Origin of the sequence: Flavobacterium panici, assembly GCF_903819335.1 — a bacterium.
GTDB classification, from domain to species: Bacteria; Bacteroidota; Bacteroidia; order Flavobacteriales; family Flavobacteriaceae; genus Flavobacterium; species Flavobacterium panici.
The window spans coordinates 49,397-64,114 of the sequence record NZ_CAIJDE010000027.1 but is presented as its reverse complement, the minus strand read 5'-3'; the positions used below and the strand labels follow the sequence as shown (position 1 = coordinate 64,114).

Here is a 14,718-nt window from a genome sequence, read left to right as displayed (position 1 = left end):
TAGTGGTATTTGTTATTAAAGGCGCTTTTGAGACTTGTTCTCAATTAACATTAAATGTTATTCATTTATTTCAAATGTCTTTTTTCCATTTGAGATTTTTTACAAAAACTATTTCTTGAGCAAGTCAAGACTAAAAGTCAATCATTTTTAAAAAACATCCTCCAAAAGAGGGTGTTTTTTTATTTATTTTCGAATGTAAGTTTCATAAGTATAATCATAAAGATGTTTTTCATCTTTAAAATTTTCTTCAGATTCTACTAACTGCCATTCACTCTTACTGATTTTAGGAAAAAAAGTATCGGCATCAAAAGTATGGTGTACTTTAGTAATTTCAATTATATCCGTAAAAGGTAAAGCCAAATTGTAGATTTCTCCACCGCCAATGATATACGAATCTTCCTCTTCAGGGCACAATGCTATGGCTTTTTCAATGCTGTCTACAACAATGCATCCTTCGGGATTATAATCTGTTTGGCGGGTTATAACAATATGTGTGCGGTTTGGTAAAGGCTTAGGGAAACTTTCAAAAGTTTTTCTTCCCATAATAATATGGTGATTAGTTGTCAGTGATTTAAATCTTTTAAAATCATTAGGTAAATGCCAGACTAAATCATTGTTTTTACCCAGGGCATTATTTTCGGCAACAGCCGCTATCATTATAATCATGTTGTGTTTTAACTAAATTTTATTCTCGGTGTCTTCGTTTATTTTCGATTCTAATTGGCTGATTCTCTTTTGCTGTAAAGCAACAAGTCGGTCAATTTGCTCTCTTTCCCATTTTTTATTCATAAAACGATCTGTTATATAGACTTTTATAAAATGTAAAATAAAGATAAAGAGCCAGATAGTAATACCCCAAATACACCAGTTTTGAGTTGTTCCTTCACCAAAACCAAAAAATTTATTAGCAATAAATAAAAATAAACTTCCCAGCAGGAAAAGAACAAAATGAAAATATAAGATTTTTTTTTGTCTTAATCGCCTTCTGGCATACTCATATTGTTCGTGCGCTTCTTTTTCCATAAGATAAAAATGAGATTATAAAGTTAAAATTTATTTTCAAAAAACTACATATTTTGACCCCAGAATATTTCCTGCAAAATCTGCCGTGAATTAGAAATGTGAAAAATATCGTACATTAAATTACATATCTAATTAAAATAATATACTGTTTTTGTCATAATCATAAATCGATTACAGTGCTGTCGAATGTTCAGGTGAATTTATGTAATTTTATTGTAGAAATCTAAAAACTAAATAGTTATGTCTTTGAAGAAACAATTTATTAAAACGAAGCCAGTTGTTAAAGTTACATTTTCAATAGATGCCAAAGATGCTGATTCGGCAGCAGTAGTTGGAGATTTTAATAACTGGAATGTAGAAGAAGGAACGTTAAGCAAGTTGAAAAACGGAACTTTTAAAGCTACTTATGATCTGGTTAAAGACGCGATTTACGAATTTAAATACGTAATCGACGGTACTTATGTGAATGATCCTGAAGCGGATTTTTACAAATGGAATGATTACGCCGGAAGTGAAAATGGTGTTTTAGTGGTATAAAAAAATCCGCTTGAAAATTTTCAGCGGATTTTTTTATAATTATACAGCAACACTTCCTTTTATTGCAGGATGCGGATCATAATCTACAAGTGTAAAATCATTAAAATCAAAATCAAAAATGTTTTTAATCTCCGGATTTAAAATCATTTTTGGTAATGGTTTTGGTTCACGGGTTAATTGCAGTTCTAATTGCTCAAAATGATTATTGTAAATGTGTGCATCACCAAAAGTGTGAATAAATTCACCTGACTCTAAATCGCAAACCTGTGCAATCATCATGGTGAATAATGCATAAGAAGCAATGTTAAAAGGAACTCCCAAAAAGATATCGGCACTACGCTGATACAATTGGCAGGATAATTTTCCTTTCGTTTCTCCTTTTTCTAAATCCGGCGCAGCAACATAAAATTGAAAAAATGCATGACAAGGAGGCAAAGCCGCTTTGTTATTGGCGACATTTTCTTCAAATGATTTTTTAGTATCCGGCAAAACTGAAGGGTTCCATGCAGAAACCAGCATTCTTCGGCTGTTTGGATTTGTTTTTAATTCTGTAATTAATTCAGAAATCTGATCGATTTCTTCACTGTTCCAGTTTCTCCATTGATGTCCGTAAACAGGTCCTAAATCACCATTAGAATCAGCCCATTCATCCCAGATTTTTACTCCGTTTTCCTGAAGATATTTTATGTTTGTATCGCCTTTTAAAAACCAAAGCAATTCGTAAATAATCGATTTTAAATGTAATTTTTTGGTCGTAACCATTGGGAAACCTTCACTTAAATCAAAACGCATTTGGTAACCAAAAACACTTTTTGTTCCGGTTCCGGTACGGTCTCCTTTTTGATTGCCGTTTTCTAAAACGTGCTTTACTAAATCTAAGTATTGTTTCATTGTTTCATTGTTGCTTTATGCTGTAGGCTTTGAGCTTTTGCCTGCCGCTTACAGTTTGATCTTTAATCTCTTTTTGCTCAATATTCCAGGCTTATTGCTTAAAGCTTGTAGCCTAATGCCTAACGTTTCGAGATTTCGTCTCTGATTTTTGCTGCTTTTTCGTAATCTTCCTGAGAAACCGCCTGATCTAAAAGTTCGTTTAATTCTTGTAAACTGTGTTTTGCGTAAACGTCTCCAGATTGATTTGTTTCTTCTTCGTGACCAAAAGTTTCAGGATTAGAAAGAACATCGTCAATTTCCTGTGAACCCTGATCAGAATCTGAAGTATTCGATTTTAGATAAATTCCGGCTTTGTCCAAGATGTTTTTATAAGTAAAAATTGGAGCGTTGAAACGCAAAGCCAAAGCAATTGCATCAGAAGTTCTGGCATCGATAATTTCTTCGATTTTATCTCTTTCGCAGATTAAACTCGAGTAAAAAACACCGTCAACTAATTTGTGAATGATAACTTGCTTTACAACAATGTCAAATCTTTCAGCAAAGTTTTTAAATAAATCGTGTGTTAACGGACGTGGTGGTTTTATTTCTTTTTCTAAGGCAATAGCGATCGATTGGGCTTCAAAAGCACCAATAACGATAGGTAATTTTCTTTCACCATCAACTTCATTCAAAATTAAGGCATAAGCGCCATTTTGAGTTTGACTGTATGAAATTCCTTTTATAGATAATTTAACTAGACTCATATATGTTTGTAAAAAAGGCACTTACCGCCTCATTTTTATGATTTTTTGATTGAAAAATAAAAGTGCAATTTTAATCAAAAAATATGGAACAAAAAAGCTGCCTATAAACAAAGATACAATATCTTGTTTTTAGGCAGCTATATTTTTGAAGAGAATTTTGAATTAAGAATGTTGTGCTTTAAAAGCTTTTAATTTCTCTGTTAATTTCGGAACAATTTCAAAAGCATCGCCAACAATACCATAATCAGCAACTTTAAAGAAAGGAGCTTCAGGGTCATTATTGATTACTACTTTTACTTTTGAAGAGTTAATACCCGCAATATGCTGAATAGCTCCAGAAATTCCTATTGCAATATATAAGTTCGTTGCAACTGGTTTTCCTGTTTGCCCAACGTGCTCGCTGTGAGGTCTCCATCCTAAATCTGAAACTGGTTTAGAACACGCAGTTGCAGCGCCTAAAACAGCAGCAAGATCTTCAATTAATCCCCAGTTTTCTGGACCTTTCAATCCACGTCCGCCAGAAACCACGATATCAGCATCAGCGATAGAAACTTTTCCAGTTACTTTTTCTACAGATTCTACTTTTACTCCAAAGTCATTGTCTCCAATTGTTGGGTTAAAATCTTCTTCAGATGCAGATCCTGCACTTTCGAAAATTCCGTAAGAGTTTTTAGCTAAACCAAGAACTTTTACATCTGTAGAAATCTCTGTGATGTTGAAAGCTTTGTTTGAAAAAGCATTTCTTTTTACCTGAAAAGGTGAAGTGCTAATTGGTAATCCAACAACATTTGAAGCAAAACCAGCATTTAAAGCCACTGCAACTAATGATGAAAGGTAAATACTGTCTGTAGTAGAAGAAAGTAAAACTACTTTTGTTCCTTCTTTTTCAGCAGCTTGTTTAATTACATCGGCGTAAGCCTTAGCAGTAAAACCAGCTAATTTATCGTTGTTTACTTTTAGAACTTTATCAACTCCGTATTTAGACAATTCGCTTACGTCGCTAATGTTTACAGTTAAAGCTGTAACAGTTGTACCTAAAGATTCAGCTACTTTTTTTGCGTAAGAAGCTAATTCGAAAGCTACTTTTTTAAATTTTCCTTCTGCAGATTCTGCATATATTAATATTGACATAATAATTTTAGATTTTAGATTTTAGATTTCAGATTTTTGAAAATTGAAATCTAAAAATGATTCTTATTTCAGATTAATGATTTTGGATTTGAATGAGGGAAAGATGTTAGAGCTGTGTTCAATCAGCAATCTAAAATCTAAACTCTACAATCTTAAATCACCTTAGCCTCGTTGTGTAATAAATTAACTAACTCATCTAAATTATCTGCAGAAACTAATTTCACTGCTGATTTTGGAGCTGGTTTTTCAAATTTCACCGCTTTTGTATTTACAGGAGCATCAACTGGCTCAAGAATAGTTAAAGCTTTAGTTCTTGCTGTCATGATTCCTCTCATGTTTGGGATACGTAAATCTTTTTCTTCAACAAGACCTTTTTGACCACCAATAATTAAAGGAAGCGTAGTGCTTACAGTTTCTTTTCCACCGTCGATTTCACGAACAGCTTTTACATTGTTTCCATCAACAGTTAAAGAGGTACAAGAATTTAAGAAGTTAGAACCTAAAATTCCTGCAATCATTCCAGGAACCATTCCACCATTATAATCAAGAGATTCTTTTCCTGCAATTACAAGATCGTATCCGCCATTTTTAATTACTTCAGCTAATTGTTTTGCAACAAAAAATCCGTCAGTTGGGTTTGCGTTTACACGAATTGCTTCGTTTGCACCAATTGCCAATGCTTTACGCAATGTAGGTTCAGTATCAGGACCTCCAACGTTTACAACTGTTACATTTGCACCTTGCTGCTCTTGAAACCAGATCGCGCGTGTAAGTCCAAACTCATCATTAGGATTAATTACATATTGTACACCATTGGTATCAAATTCTGAATCACCATTGGAGAAGTTAATTTTTGAAGTAGTATCAGGCACATGGCTGATGCAAACTAATATTTTCATAAAGTATATATTTTGAATTTGTAATATGCTTTTACAAATTTAGAATTTAATTTGGAATAATTATACTATGCATGCATAATATTTTTTAAAACTATTACGATTTCGAAGATTATGTGTTTTGAAGTGGTTTTCATCGGAATCTTAAAATGAAAAAGCATTCATTTTACCTGATTGTTAGGAATTTTGCAATTTTTGAAGATTAAACAATGGTTAAAGTTTAGGTCGATAAATACTAATTTTTGAATTTCACCGTTCTTATGAAAGAATTTCGGAGAAACAGGAATTAAACAAATAGATTAAAGTTTGTCAAAAAAATGGATTTGGCAGATTAAGTGTGAGCTACACGTCTATTATATCGATTTCGTTAATATCACAATAATCTTTAAAAAGTTAAAAGCTAAAGAGAGAAAGAACTTCATGCGATTTTAAATTCAATTTATGCTTTTAAGTTATTTAAAATATTTATTTTTGCTCTTCAGAAAATTCAACATACAATATAAAATATGAGAACAATACAATTTAGAGAGGCCATTTGTGAAGCGATGAGCGAAGAAATGCGTCACGATGAATCCATATATTTAATGGGCGAAGAAGTTGCAGAATACAACGGAGCATACAAAGCTTCAAAAGGAATGCTTGCTGAGTTTGGTGAAAAAAGAGTAATTGATACTCCTATTGCTGAGCTTGGTTTTACAGGAATTGCAGTAGGTTCTGCAATGAATGGTAACAGACCGATTGTAGAATATATGACTTTCAACTTCTGTTTAGTTGGTATTGATCAAATTATAAATAATGCTGCTAAAATGCGTCAAATGACTGGTGGACAATTTAATGTGCCAATCGTTTTCCGCGGACCAACTGCTTCGGCAGGGCAATTAGGAGCAACTCACTCACAAGCTTTAGAGAACTGGTTTGCAAACACTCCGGGTCTTAAAGTTGTTGTGCCTTCAACTCCTTATGATGCAAAAGGACTTTTAAAATCTGCAATTCGTGATAATGATCCTGTAATTTTTATGGAATCTGAGCAAATGTATGGCGATAAAGGAGAAGTGCCAGACGGAGAATACACAATTCCATTAGGAGTTGCTGATGTTAAACGTGAAGGAAAAGATGTAACGATCGTTTCTTTTGGAAAAATCATCAAAGAAGCTTTTATCGCTGCTGATGAATTAGCTAAAGAAGGAATTTCTTGTGAGATTATCGACTTAAGAACAGTTCGTCCTATGGATAAAGATGCTATTCTTAAATCTGTTAAAAAAACAAACCGTTTAGTAATTCTTGAAGAAGCCTGGCCATTTGCAAGTATTTCTTCTGAGATCACTTATATCGTTCAGGAGCAAGCTTTTGATTTCCTTGATGCGCCAATTCAACGTATTACAACTGCAGATACTCCTGCGCCTTACTCTCCAGTATTATTAAAAGACTGGTTGCCAAATGCAGGTGATGTAGTAAAAGCAGTTAAAAAAGTGTTATACAAATAGTACACATTTAGAATACTCATAAAACTTCATCATTCATGTTAATTGATGAAGTTTTTTTTTGCCCAGACAATGAAAAGAATAATTTTACTCAGCCTATTTTTTGTATTCGCATTTGCGGCTATTGCTACTGCACAAACGAAAGTGAGTGGAATTGTTTTGGACAAGTCTAATCAGCCGATACCTTTTGCAAATGTTGTTTTTAAAGGTTCAAACACCGGAATCGTTTCTAACGAAGATGGCCGTTTTTATCTCGAATCTCCAAATACTTATACCGCTTTATTGGTTAGTTCTGCCGGATTTTCAGATAGGGAAGTTCCTTTAGAAAAAGCAGTCAATTACGATTTTAAAATTGTTTTGAGCGAACCTCAGGCATTAAATGAAGTGGTAATTTATACCGGAAAAACATCAAAAAAGAACAATCCGGCACTTGATATTTTGAGAAAAATATGGGAAAGAAAACGTAAAAACGGACTTTACCAATTCAATCAATATCAAATGCAGAAGTACGAAAAAGTCGAGTTCGATATGAACACGATTGATAGTGCTTTCATGAAAAACAAACTCTTTAAAGGAATGGAGTTTGTGTTTAATCACGTTGATACTTCAGATGTTACCGGAAAAACGTATCTACCTATTTTTATCAACGAATCTGTTTATGACGTTTACGGAGATAATAAATTAAAGAAAGTAAAAGAGAATATTACAGGAAATAAAATGTCTGGTTTCAACGGAAACCAGCAGATTTTAGCTTTCGTAAAAGACCTTTATTCAGATTATAATATTTACGATAATCACCTTAAATTTTTTGACAAAAGTTTTACAAGTCCGCTTTCAAGAACCGGAATTGATGTTTACAATTATGTATTGAAAGACAGTGCTTTTATTGATAAAAAATGGTGTTTTAATATTGTTTTTTATCCGAGGCGTAAAAACGAATTGACTTTTAAAGGAGATTTTTGGGTAAACGATACCACTTTTGCGATCAAGAAAATTAATATGGGCGTTACTAAAAGTGCCAATATTAACTGGGTAAAAGATATTTATATCGAACAGGAATTCGAAGTAGATAACGATTCTGTTTTTCTATTGACCCGCGATTATATGATGTCTGATTTTGCTTTGAATAAAAAAGAAAAATCAAAGGGAGTTTATGGAAAACGAACAACTTTATTTCGAAACCATAAATTCAATATTCAAAAACCGGAAAAATTCTATAAAGAAGAAGTCAATTTCATTGACAATGCGGTCTACGACCGACCGCCGGAATTTTGGGAAGAAAATCGTTTTGAGAAATTAAATAAAGACGAAGCAGGGATTTATAAAATGCTTGATACTTTGCAAACGGTCAAGCGATTTAAGCAATTGTATAATCTCGTCTCCATTTTGGGAAGTGGTTACGTCGAATTTAAAAACTTCGATTACGGGCCTATTTTCTCTACATTTGGATATAATGAAGTCGAAGGTTTGAGGCTAAGAGTAGGAGGTAGAACTTATTTCGGACCGAACGATCCTTGGCGTATACAAGCTTATACAGCTTACGGATTTGATGACAGTAAATTCAAATACGGAGTTTCTGGAAAATGGATGGTCGACAAGAAAAAACGTGTTATTATTTCTGGAGGAAACAGGCGTGATATCGAACAAATTGGAGCCAGTTTAACCACAACAAATGATATTCTAGGTCGAAGTTTTGCCTCTTCTGCTTTGTTTACAACCGGAAGCAACGGAAAATTGACCAACATTAATTTGAGTAACATTTCGGTAGAAATGGAACCGAAAAAGAATTTTGTTGTTCAGGCAGGGTTTTCTTATCGAACATTAGAATCGGCATCAAAAACATTTAGTTTAGATTATTATACGACATTACCAACCGCAGCAGACCCTATGGGAGTTGTAAAAAGTGATGTAAAACAATCAGAAGCCAATATTCAGTTTGAATATATGCCAAACCGTAAAACTATTGGTTACGGAGTAGAAAGAGATTTAGTAGACAGTCCGTTTAGTCATTTCTTTGTTAACTTTAGTTATGGTTTAAAAGGAGTTTTTGACAGTGATTTTGCCTACGAAAAAATACAGGTATTCTATAAACAGCCAATTATTATTGGACCTTTAGGAAGATCTAACATTATTATAGAAACAGGAAAAACATTCGGAACAATTCCTTTAGGATTAATGAGCGTAATTCCGGGTAACCAGACTTATTTTACCATTGAAAATACGTTTAGTAACTTGAATTTCTATGAATTCGTTACCGATCAGTATACAACATTACAATGGAATCATGATTTTGGAGGAAGATTATTCGCTAGAGTTCCATTTATGCGAAAACTGAACTGGAGAGAATTTATAGGAGTAAGAGCAGTTCATGGAACAATTTCTAAAGCAAATCGTGAAATAAATGCTTCTGGACTTCCTTATAATGCACCAGAAAATGTATATTGGGAATATAATGCAGGAATAGGAAATATCTTCAAAGTTTTCCGTCTTGATTTTTCATGGAGAGGAAATTATTTAGATATGCCTGATGCCCATAAATTTGCTATAAAAGGATCTTTCGGATTTTATTTCTAACCATCATTTAGATTCTTCGCTTTCATAATTATAATTAACAAATAATATTTTATGAGTGAAAACCAAGTGGGTAATAAAATGAGCTGGGCAACTAATCTAAGAGTTGCCGCAACGATTAGTGTAATTCTAGTACATGTAACAGCGGAGATTTTATATCAATATGGTTATATCTCAAATTTTGTTTGGTGGACAGGGAATGTTTATGATAGTTTTGTGCGGTTTTGTGTGCCTGTATTTGTGATGTTAACAGGAGTATTAATGTTAAGCAGAACATACGAATTAAGCGAATTCCTTAAAAAAAGATTTTCACGAATAGTTTTACCTTTCTTATTTTGGAGTTTTGTTTATGCAATGTTTGCATTAAACGATAATATTTCTGGAGGTCATGAAATGTCTATTGGGGAAATTATTGAATGGGTATTCCATCTGTTACTAAATGGCAGTTCCTATCATCTCTGGTATATTTATATGATTATTGGAATATATTTATTTGTGCCAATCATAAGTAAATGGATTCAAAATGCTACAGAAAAAGAGATTTTATATTTTATATTGATATGGATATTCACTCTGTTTATTAATCAGCCAGCTTTATGTATATTCCGAATTAATGTTGATTTAACCTATTTTTCGGGGTTTATAGGGTATTTGGTTTTAGGATATTATTTGTCAATTAAATCTTTCTCGTTTCCTAAAAGAACAATTATTGGGACTGCAGTATTTTTGGTGTTAATTGGAGTAAGTATTACAATATTTGGGACTTATTTTTTATCCCGCGACAGCAATAGTTTTGAAGAGTATTTTTATAATTATAATTCTTTAAATATTTTGATGGTTTCAGTTGGTCTTTTTCTTTTTTTTAAGAATCTGGAAATCACTAATTCTGTAGTAATACAAATTACTAATTTTATCAGTAAATATAGTTATGGAATTTATTTGGTCCATGTTTTGATTTTACGATTGATGTGGGCAGTTAAAATAGATTATGATTTTATAAATCCTGTATTTGCAATTCCCTTAGTAACTTTAATTTGTCTGTTGATTTCTACTGTGATTATATATACTATTAATAAATTACCTTATGGTAAATATATATCAGGATAAAAAGTTTCCATCATGCAAGAAGCTATCGATTTTCTAACCAATAAAAACCCAGTATTTCGGGAAATAATCGAAAAATATGGGCTTCCGCCAATACCAAAGCGTCCGCAGGGTTTTGAAACTTTGGTGTTATTAATTCTTGAGCAGCAGGTTTCTGTAGATTCGGCGAAAGCCACATTCTTAAAAATAAAATCCTATACAACCTGTAATCCTGAAACAATGGCGATTTTGCCAGATGAAGAATATAGAAGTCTTGGCGTAAGCCGTCAAAAAACAAAATACATCAAGATCTTGTCCGAAGCCATTTTAAACAAAGAACTCGATGTAGAAAGTCTGGCCTCAAAATCGGCAAAACAAGTTCGCGAAGAATTGATCAAATTAAAAGGTATCGGAAACTGGACAATTGACATCTATTTAATGTTCTGTCTTCAGGAACCGGATTTAATTCCGCTGGGCGATATTGCAGTCATAAATACAATCAAAGAATTGCTTGATATTCACGACAAACAAGAGATGGAAATCCATGCAGAACAATGGAGTCCGTACCGATCATATGCCACATATTTGCTATGGCATTATTACCTAAGTAAGCGAAATAGGAAAATTATATATTAACTGTCTGTTATATAAAAAGAAAAGTATATTAATTAATGTATAAATACAGAGATTAATATACTTTTTTCATTGTAAAAAAGGATTGTTTAGTTACTTTTGCAGTCGAAATTATAGATATAATAAAAAACGAAAATGACCGCAGACAAACTAACAACTTTCGATGTATTAATCGAAATACCAAGAGGAAGCAGAAATAAATATGAGTACGATTTTGAAATCAAAAGAATGCGTTTCGACAGAATGTTATTCTCTTCAATGATGTACCCTGCAGATTACGGATTTATTCCTGAAACTTTAGCACTTGACGGTGACCCTCTTGATGTATTGGTTTTAGTAAACGAACCAACTTTTCCCGGATGTGTTATGGAAGTAAAACCAATTGGTGTTTTCCACATGGCAGATGATAAAGGACCAGACGAAAAAATTATTTGTGTACCAGTTTCAGATCCAATCTGGAATTCATTAAATGACCTTTCAGATATTAATGGACACTTATTAAAAGAAATCGAGCATTTCTTCCAGGTTTACAAAGATCTTGAAAACAAACAAGTAGATGTAGAAGGATGGGGAGACGTAAACGAAGCATTTGCAATTATTGCTGAATGTACAAAGCGTTTTAACGATATTGAAAACAAACCAGAGGGATTATTTAGTATTAAATAATTTATACCCTATTTTATTATAAAAAAAGCAATACTGCCGTCAGGAGTATTGCTTTTTTGTTTAAATTCGTTTCAGTTAGATTGTTGACTATTAACCAAAACCATTAATATATTATGAATGCATTTATGATTTACCTGCCAATTGTCATGGCAGTTTTAGGATTACTTTTCATGGGAATAAAAAGGACTTGGGTTTTAAAACAAGACGCGGGAGACGGTAAAATGAAAGAGATTTCAGATTACATCTACGAAGGGGCCTTAGCCTTCTTAAAAGCCGAATATAAACTATTAACCATCTTTGTTATTATTGCAAGTTTAGCTTTGGCAGGAATTACTTTTATTCCGGGTGTAAAAACACATTTATTGATCGTAATTGCATTTATTTTTGGCGCATTATTTTCAGCTTATGCAGGTAATATAGGTATGAAAATCGCAACCAAAACAAACGTTAGAACAACACAGGCGGCACGTACAAGTTTACCACAGGCACTAAAAGTATCTTTTGGAGGCGGAACCGTAATGGGATTGGGTGTTGCAGGTCTTGCAGTTCTGGGTTTAACAGCTTTTTTTATAATTTTCTTTAATTTATTTTCTGACGGAGTTTGGAAAGACACCGAAACAATGACAGTTGTTTTAGAAACTTTAGCAGGATTTTCTCTTGGTGCAGAATCTATCGCATTATTTGCCAGAGTGGGTGGCGGAATCTACACAAAAGCGGCCGACGTTGGTGCCGATTTAGTAGGTAAAGTAGAAGCCGGAATTCCGGAAGATGATCCAAGAAACCCTGCAACAATTGCAGATAACGTTGGAGATAATGTGGGTGACGTTGCCGGTATGGGAGCCGATTTATTCGGATCTTATGTAGCAACAGTTCTTGCAGCAATGGTACTAGGAAACTATGTTATAAAAGATATGGGCGGAAGTATCAATGACGCTTTTGGCGGAATTGGTCCAATTTTACTTCCAATGGCAATTGCCGGTTTCGGAATTTTATTCTCCATTATCGGAACAACATTAGTAAAAATTTCAGATGACAATGCGAAAGAAGCACAAGTTCAAAAAGCATTAAATATAGGAAACTGGGTTTCTATTGCTTTAACGGCCGTAGCTTGTTTCTTTTTAGTACAATATATGCTTCCTGAAACTATGCAGATGACTTTCTTTGGAGAAGGATCAAAAGACATTTCATCATTGCGTGTTTTCTATGCAACATTAGTTGGATTAGTTGTTGGCGGAGCTATTTCATCAGTAACAGAATATTATACAGGATTAGGAACAAAACCAGTTTTGGCAATTGTTCAAAAATCATCTACAGGAGCGGGAACAAACGTAATTGCTGGTTTAGCAACGGGAATGATTTCGACTTTCCCAACCGTATTATTGTTTGCCGGTGCGATCTGGATTTCATATGCTTTGGCAGGATTTTACGGAGTTGCTTTAGCAGCTTCAGCCATGATGGCAACAACTGCGATGCAATTAGCAATTGATGCTTTCGGGCCAATTTCTGATAACGCTGGAGGAATTGCCGAAATGAGCGAATTACCAAAAGAAGTTCGTACAAGAACTGACATTTTAGATTCTGTTGGAAACACAACTGCAGCAACCGGAAAAGGTTTTGCAATTGCTTCTGCAGCTTTAACTTCATTAGCTTTATTTGCAGCATACGTAACGTTTACAGGAATTGACGGAATCAATATCTTCAAAGCGCCAGTTTTAGCAATGTTATTTGTCGGCGGAATGATTCCGGTGGTTTTCTCTGCTTTAGCGATGAATTCTGTTGGAAAAGCAGCGATGGATATGGTTTATGAAGTACGCCGTCAGTTTAAGGAAATTCCTGGAATTATGGAAGGAACCGGAAAACCGGAATATGGAAAATGTGTTGAAATTTCTACAAAAGCCGCTTTACGCGAAATGATGCTTCCGGGAATTTTAACGATTGGTTTCCCAATTGCAATTGTACTTTTAGGAAAATTAGTTTACTCAGATAACAATCAGTTAATTGCTGAAATGTTAGGAGGATATATGGCGGGAGTTACGGTTTCTGGAGTGCTTTGGGCAGTTTTCCAAAACAATGCCGGAGGTGCTTGGGACAATGCTAAAAAATCTTTTGAAGCCGGAGTTATGATCAACGGTGAAATGACTTATAAAGGTTCTGATGCACACAAAGCAGCCGTAACCGGAGATACAGTTGGAGATCCGTTTAAAGATACATCCGGACCATCAATGAACATCTTAATTAAATTAACTTGTTTAATTGGATTAGTTGTTGCACCAATTTTAGGTGATGGACATTCTGAATCAAACATTGCAGGAAAAGCTTCTTGTTGTGCAAAAATCGAAATGCATGCCGGAGGAGTTTCTAAATGCGGAGATTTATCAGGAATGACAAAAGAAGAATGTATTAAAATGTGCAAAGAAAAAGGCTGTACTGAAGAAGAAACAGCAAAATGTTTAGCACATTTTGATAAAACCGGAAAATATCAAAAAACAGATTGTTTCGATACAAGTAAATATGAGAAAAAATCTGTTCGCGTTGATCTAAGAAATGACAATGGTAAAACTACCGGAACTGTAACCAAAACTGAAAACGGTAAAACAACCACAGAAGTTTACGAAGGAACAGAAGAAGAAGTTGAAGCAAAAATTAGCGCAGCAACTGCAAAATAAAAAATAGCTTTGTCAAAGTTTCATAAAACGAAAATGCCTCTAAATAATTTTAGAGGCATTTTTTTTATTTAATGAATTTTTGAATCGAGTAAGAAACTTGATCCTTTGGTATAGTCCCTACGGGACAAATGTTAGGTGGTGCGATAATATTCTACCGATATGTAATCTCTACGAGATATATCATTAGGAATAAAATATTTGATAAATGGATAAAGAATAGACAATCATATTCCTTATAAGAATTAAATATTTGGTAAAAGAATAAAGAACGAAAAATCATACTCCTTTAGGAGTTAAATATCGGTAGAAAAAATAAAAAGCAGTTGGAATAATGTCCCGTAGGGACTATACATTACGATTCAATCTAAAAAATATTAAATAATAATCCTGGCTTTAA

The 14,718-nt window shown here is 33.6% G+C and carries 13 protein-coding genes; 7 read left to right on the top strand and 6 right to left on the bottom strand.

What is annotated here, in order from left to right:
• Nucleotides 1-183: 183 nt before the first annotated feature.
• Both FLAPXU55_RS02580 and FLAPXU55_RS02575 read right to left on the bottom strand, forming a co-directional pair.
• Nucleotides 184-666 carry a dihydrofolate reductase gene (locus FLAPXU55_RS02580; RefSeq protein ID WP_053470066.1) on the bottom strand — a complete coding sequence of 161 codons (483 nt, stop codon included), beginning with the start codon at nucleotides 664-666 and terminating at the stop codon, nucleotides 184-186.
• 12 nt (nucleotides 667-678) lie between these two features.
• Nucleotides 679-1,023, bottom strand: a complete 345-nt coding sequence (locus FLAPXU55_RS02575; RefSeq protein WP_053470067.1) for a 2TM domain-containing protein — start codon at nucleotides 1,021-1,023, stop codon at nucleotides 679-681.
• A gap of 240 nt (nucleotides 1,024-1,263) precedes the next feature.
• Between FLAPXU55_RS02575 and FLAPXU55_RS02570 the strand changes: the two genes are divergently transcribed.
• A complete protein-coding gene (locus FLAPXU55_RS02570) occupies nucleotides 1,264-1,560 on the top strand; it encodes an isoamylase early set domain-containing protein (RefSeq protein WP_056207766.1) in 297 nt (98 codons plus the stop codon).
• A 39-nt stretch (nucleotides 1,561-1,599) separates the two neighbouring features.
• On the opposite strand, the gene FLAPXU55_RS02565 is transcribed toward FLAPXU55_RS02570, so the two are convergent.
• The 4 genes from FLAPXU55_RS02565 to FLAPXU55_RS02550 all read right to left on the bottom strand — a co-directional run bounded on the left by FLAPXU55_RS02565 (nucleotide 1,600) and on the right by FLAPXU55_RS02550 (nucleotide 5,224).
• Entirely contained in the window at nucleotides 1,600-2,451 is an 852-nt protein-coding gene (locus FLAPXU55_RS02565; RefSeq protein ID WP_180856438.1) for a thymidylate synthase, read from the bottom strand.
• A 119-nt stretch (nucleotides 2,452-2,570) separates the two neighbouring features.
• On the bottom strand, nucleotides 2,571-3,194 hold the full coding sequence (locus FLAPXU55_RS02560; RefSeq protein WP_053470070.1) for a bifunctional nuclease family protein: 624 nt from the start codon (nucleotides 3,192-3,194) through the stop codon (nucleotides 2,571-2,573).
• A gap of 162 nt (nucleotides 3,195-3,356) precedes the next feature.
• On the bottom strand, nucleotides 3,357-4,325 hold the full coding sequence (locus FLAPXU55_RS02555) for an electron transfer flavoprotein subunit alpha/FixB family protein (protein ID WP_180856437.1): 969 nt from the start codon (nucleotides 4,323-4,325) through the stop codon (nucleotides 3,357-3,359).
• 152 nt (nucleotides 4,326-4,477) lie between these two features.
• On the bottom strand, nucleotides 4,478-5,224 hold the full coding sequence (locus tag FLAPXU55_RS02550; RefSeq protein ID WP_180856436.1) for an electron transfer flavoprotein subunit beta/FixA family protein: 747 nt from the start codon (nucleotides 5,222-5,224) through the stop codon (nucleotides 4,478-4,480).
• Between the two features lie 503 nt (nucleotides 5,225-5,727).
• Here FLAPXU55_RS02550 and FLAPXU55_RS02545 point away from each other — a divergent pair.
• The 6 genes from FLAPXU55_RS02545 (at nucleotide 5,728) to FLAPXU55_RS02520 (ending at nucleotide 14,321) form a co-directional block, all read left to right on the top strand.
• Nucleotides 5,728-6,705, top strand: coding sequence for a pyruvate dehydrogenase complex E1 component subunit beta (locus tag FLAPXU55_RS02545; RefSeq protein ID WP_053470073.1), 978 nt, complete (start codon nucleotides 5,728-5,730; stop codon nucleotides 6,703-6,705).
• Between the two features lie 69 nt (nucleotides 6,706-6,774).
• Nucleotides 6,775-9,276 (top strand): DUF5686 and carboxypeptidase-like regulatory domain-containing protein, encoded by a 2,502-nt coding sequence (locus FLAPXU55_RS02540; RefSeq protein ID WP_180856435.1) that lies wholly within the window; start codon nucleotides 6,775-6,777, stop codon nucleotides 9,274-9,276.
• 51 nt (nucleotides 9,277-9,327) lie between these two features.
• A complete protein-coding gene (locus FLAPXU55_RS02535; RefSeq protein ID WP_180856434.1) occupies nucleotides 9,328-10,380 on the top strand; it encodes an acyltransferase in 1,053 nt (350 codons plus the stop codon).
• Nucleotides 10,381-10,392: 12 nt separating this feature from the next.
• Nucleotides 10,393-10,992 (top strand): DNA-3-methyladenine glycosylase family protein, encoded by a 600-nt coding sequence (locus FLAPXU55_RS02530; protein WP_180856433.1) that lies wholly within the window; start codon nucleotides 10,393-10,395, stop codon nucleotides 10,990-10,992.
• A 132-nt stretch (nucleotides 10,993-11,124) separates the two neighbouring features.
• The gene (locus FLAPXU55_RS02525; protein WP_053470077.1) at nucleotides 11,125-11,655 is read left to right on the top strand and encodes an inorganic diphosphatase; all 531 of its coding nucleotides are present in this window, start codon (nucleotides 11,125-11,127) and stop codon (nucleotides 11,653-11,655) included.
• 113 nt (nucleotides 11,656-11,768) lie between these two features.
• Nucleotides 11,769-14,321, top strand: coding sequence for a sodium-translocating pyrophosphatase (locus FLAPXU55_RS02520; protein WP_180856432.1), 2,553 nt, complete (start codon nucleotides 11,769-11,771; stop codon nucleotides 14,319-14,321).
• Nucleotides 14,322-14,718 lie beyond the last annotated feature (397 nt).

What these genes read in the sequence shown, in the direction of transcription:
- FLAPXU55_RS02580 (WP_053470066.1), bottom strand. Translation starts at nt 666, where the DNA reads ATGATTATAATGATAGCGGCTGTTGCCGAAAATAATGCCCTGGGTAAA.
- FLAPXU55_RS02575 (WP_053470067.1), bottom strand. Translation starts at nt 1,023, where the DNA reads ATGGAAAAAGAAGCGCACGAACAATATGAGTATGCCAGAAGGCGATTA.
- FLAPXU55_RS02570 (WP_056207766.1), top strand. Translation starts at nt 1,264, where the DNA reads ATGTCTTTGAAGAAACAATTTATTAAAACGAAGCCAGTTGTTAAAGTT.
- FLAPXU55_RS02565 (WP_180856438.1), bottom strand. Translation starts at nt 2,451, where the DNA reads ATGAAACAATACTTAGATTTAGTAAAGCACGTTTTAGAAAACGGCAAT.
- FLAPXU55_RS02560 (WP_053470070.1), bottom strand. Translation starts at nt 3,194, where the DNA reads ATGAGTCTAGTTAAATTATCTATAAAAGGAATTTCATACAGTCAAACT.
- FLAPXU55_RS02555 (WP_180856437.1), bottom strand. Translation starts at nt 4,325, where the DNA reads ATGTCAATATTAATATATGCAGAATCTGCAGAAGGAAAATTTAAAAAA.
- FLAPXU55_RS02550 (WP_180856436.1), bottom strand. Translation starts at nt 5,224, where the DNA reads ATGAAAATATTAGTTTGCATCAGCCATGTGCCTGATACTACTTCAAAA.
- FLAPXU55_RS02545 (WP_053470073.1), top strand. Translation starts at nt 5,728, where the DNA reads ATGAGAACAATACAATTTAGAGAGGCCATTTGTGAAGCGATGAGCGAA.
- FLAPXU55_RS02540 (WP_180856435.1), top strand. Translation starts at nt 6,775, where the DNA reads ATGAAAAGAATAATTTTACTCAGCCTATTTTTTGTATTCGCATTTGCG.
- FLAPXU55_RS02535 (WP_180856434.1), top strand. Translation starts at nt 9,328, where the DNA reads ATGAGTGAAAACCAAGTGGGTAATAAAATGAGCTGGGCAACTAATCTA.
- FLAPXU55_RS02530 (WP_180856433.1), top strand. Translation starts at nt 10,393, where the DNA reads ATGCAAGAAGCTATCGATTTTCTAACCAATAAAAACCCAGTATTTCGG.
- FLAPXU55_RS02525 (WP_053470077.1), top strand. Translation starts at nt 11,125, where the DNA reads ATGACCGCAGACAAACTAACAACTTTCGATGTATTAATCGAAATACCA.
- FLAPXU55_RS02520 (WP_180856432.1), top strand. Translation starts at nt 11,769, where the DNA reads ATGAATGCATTTATGATTTACCTGCCAATTGTCATGGCAGTTTTAGGA.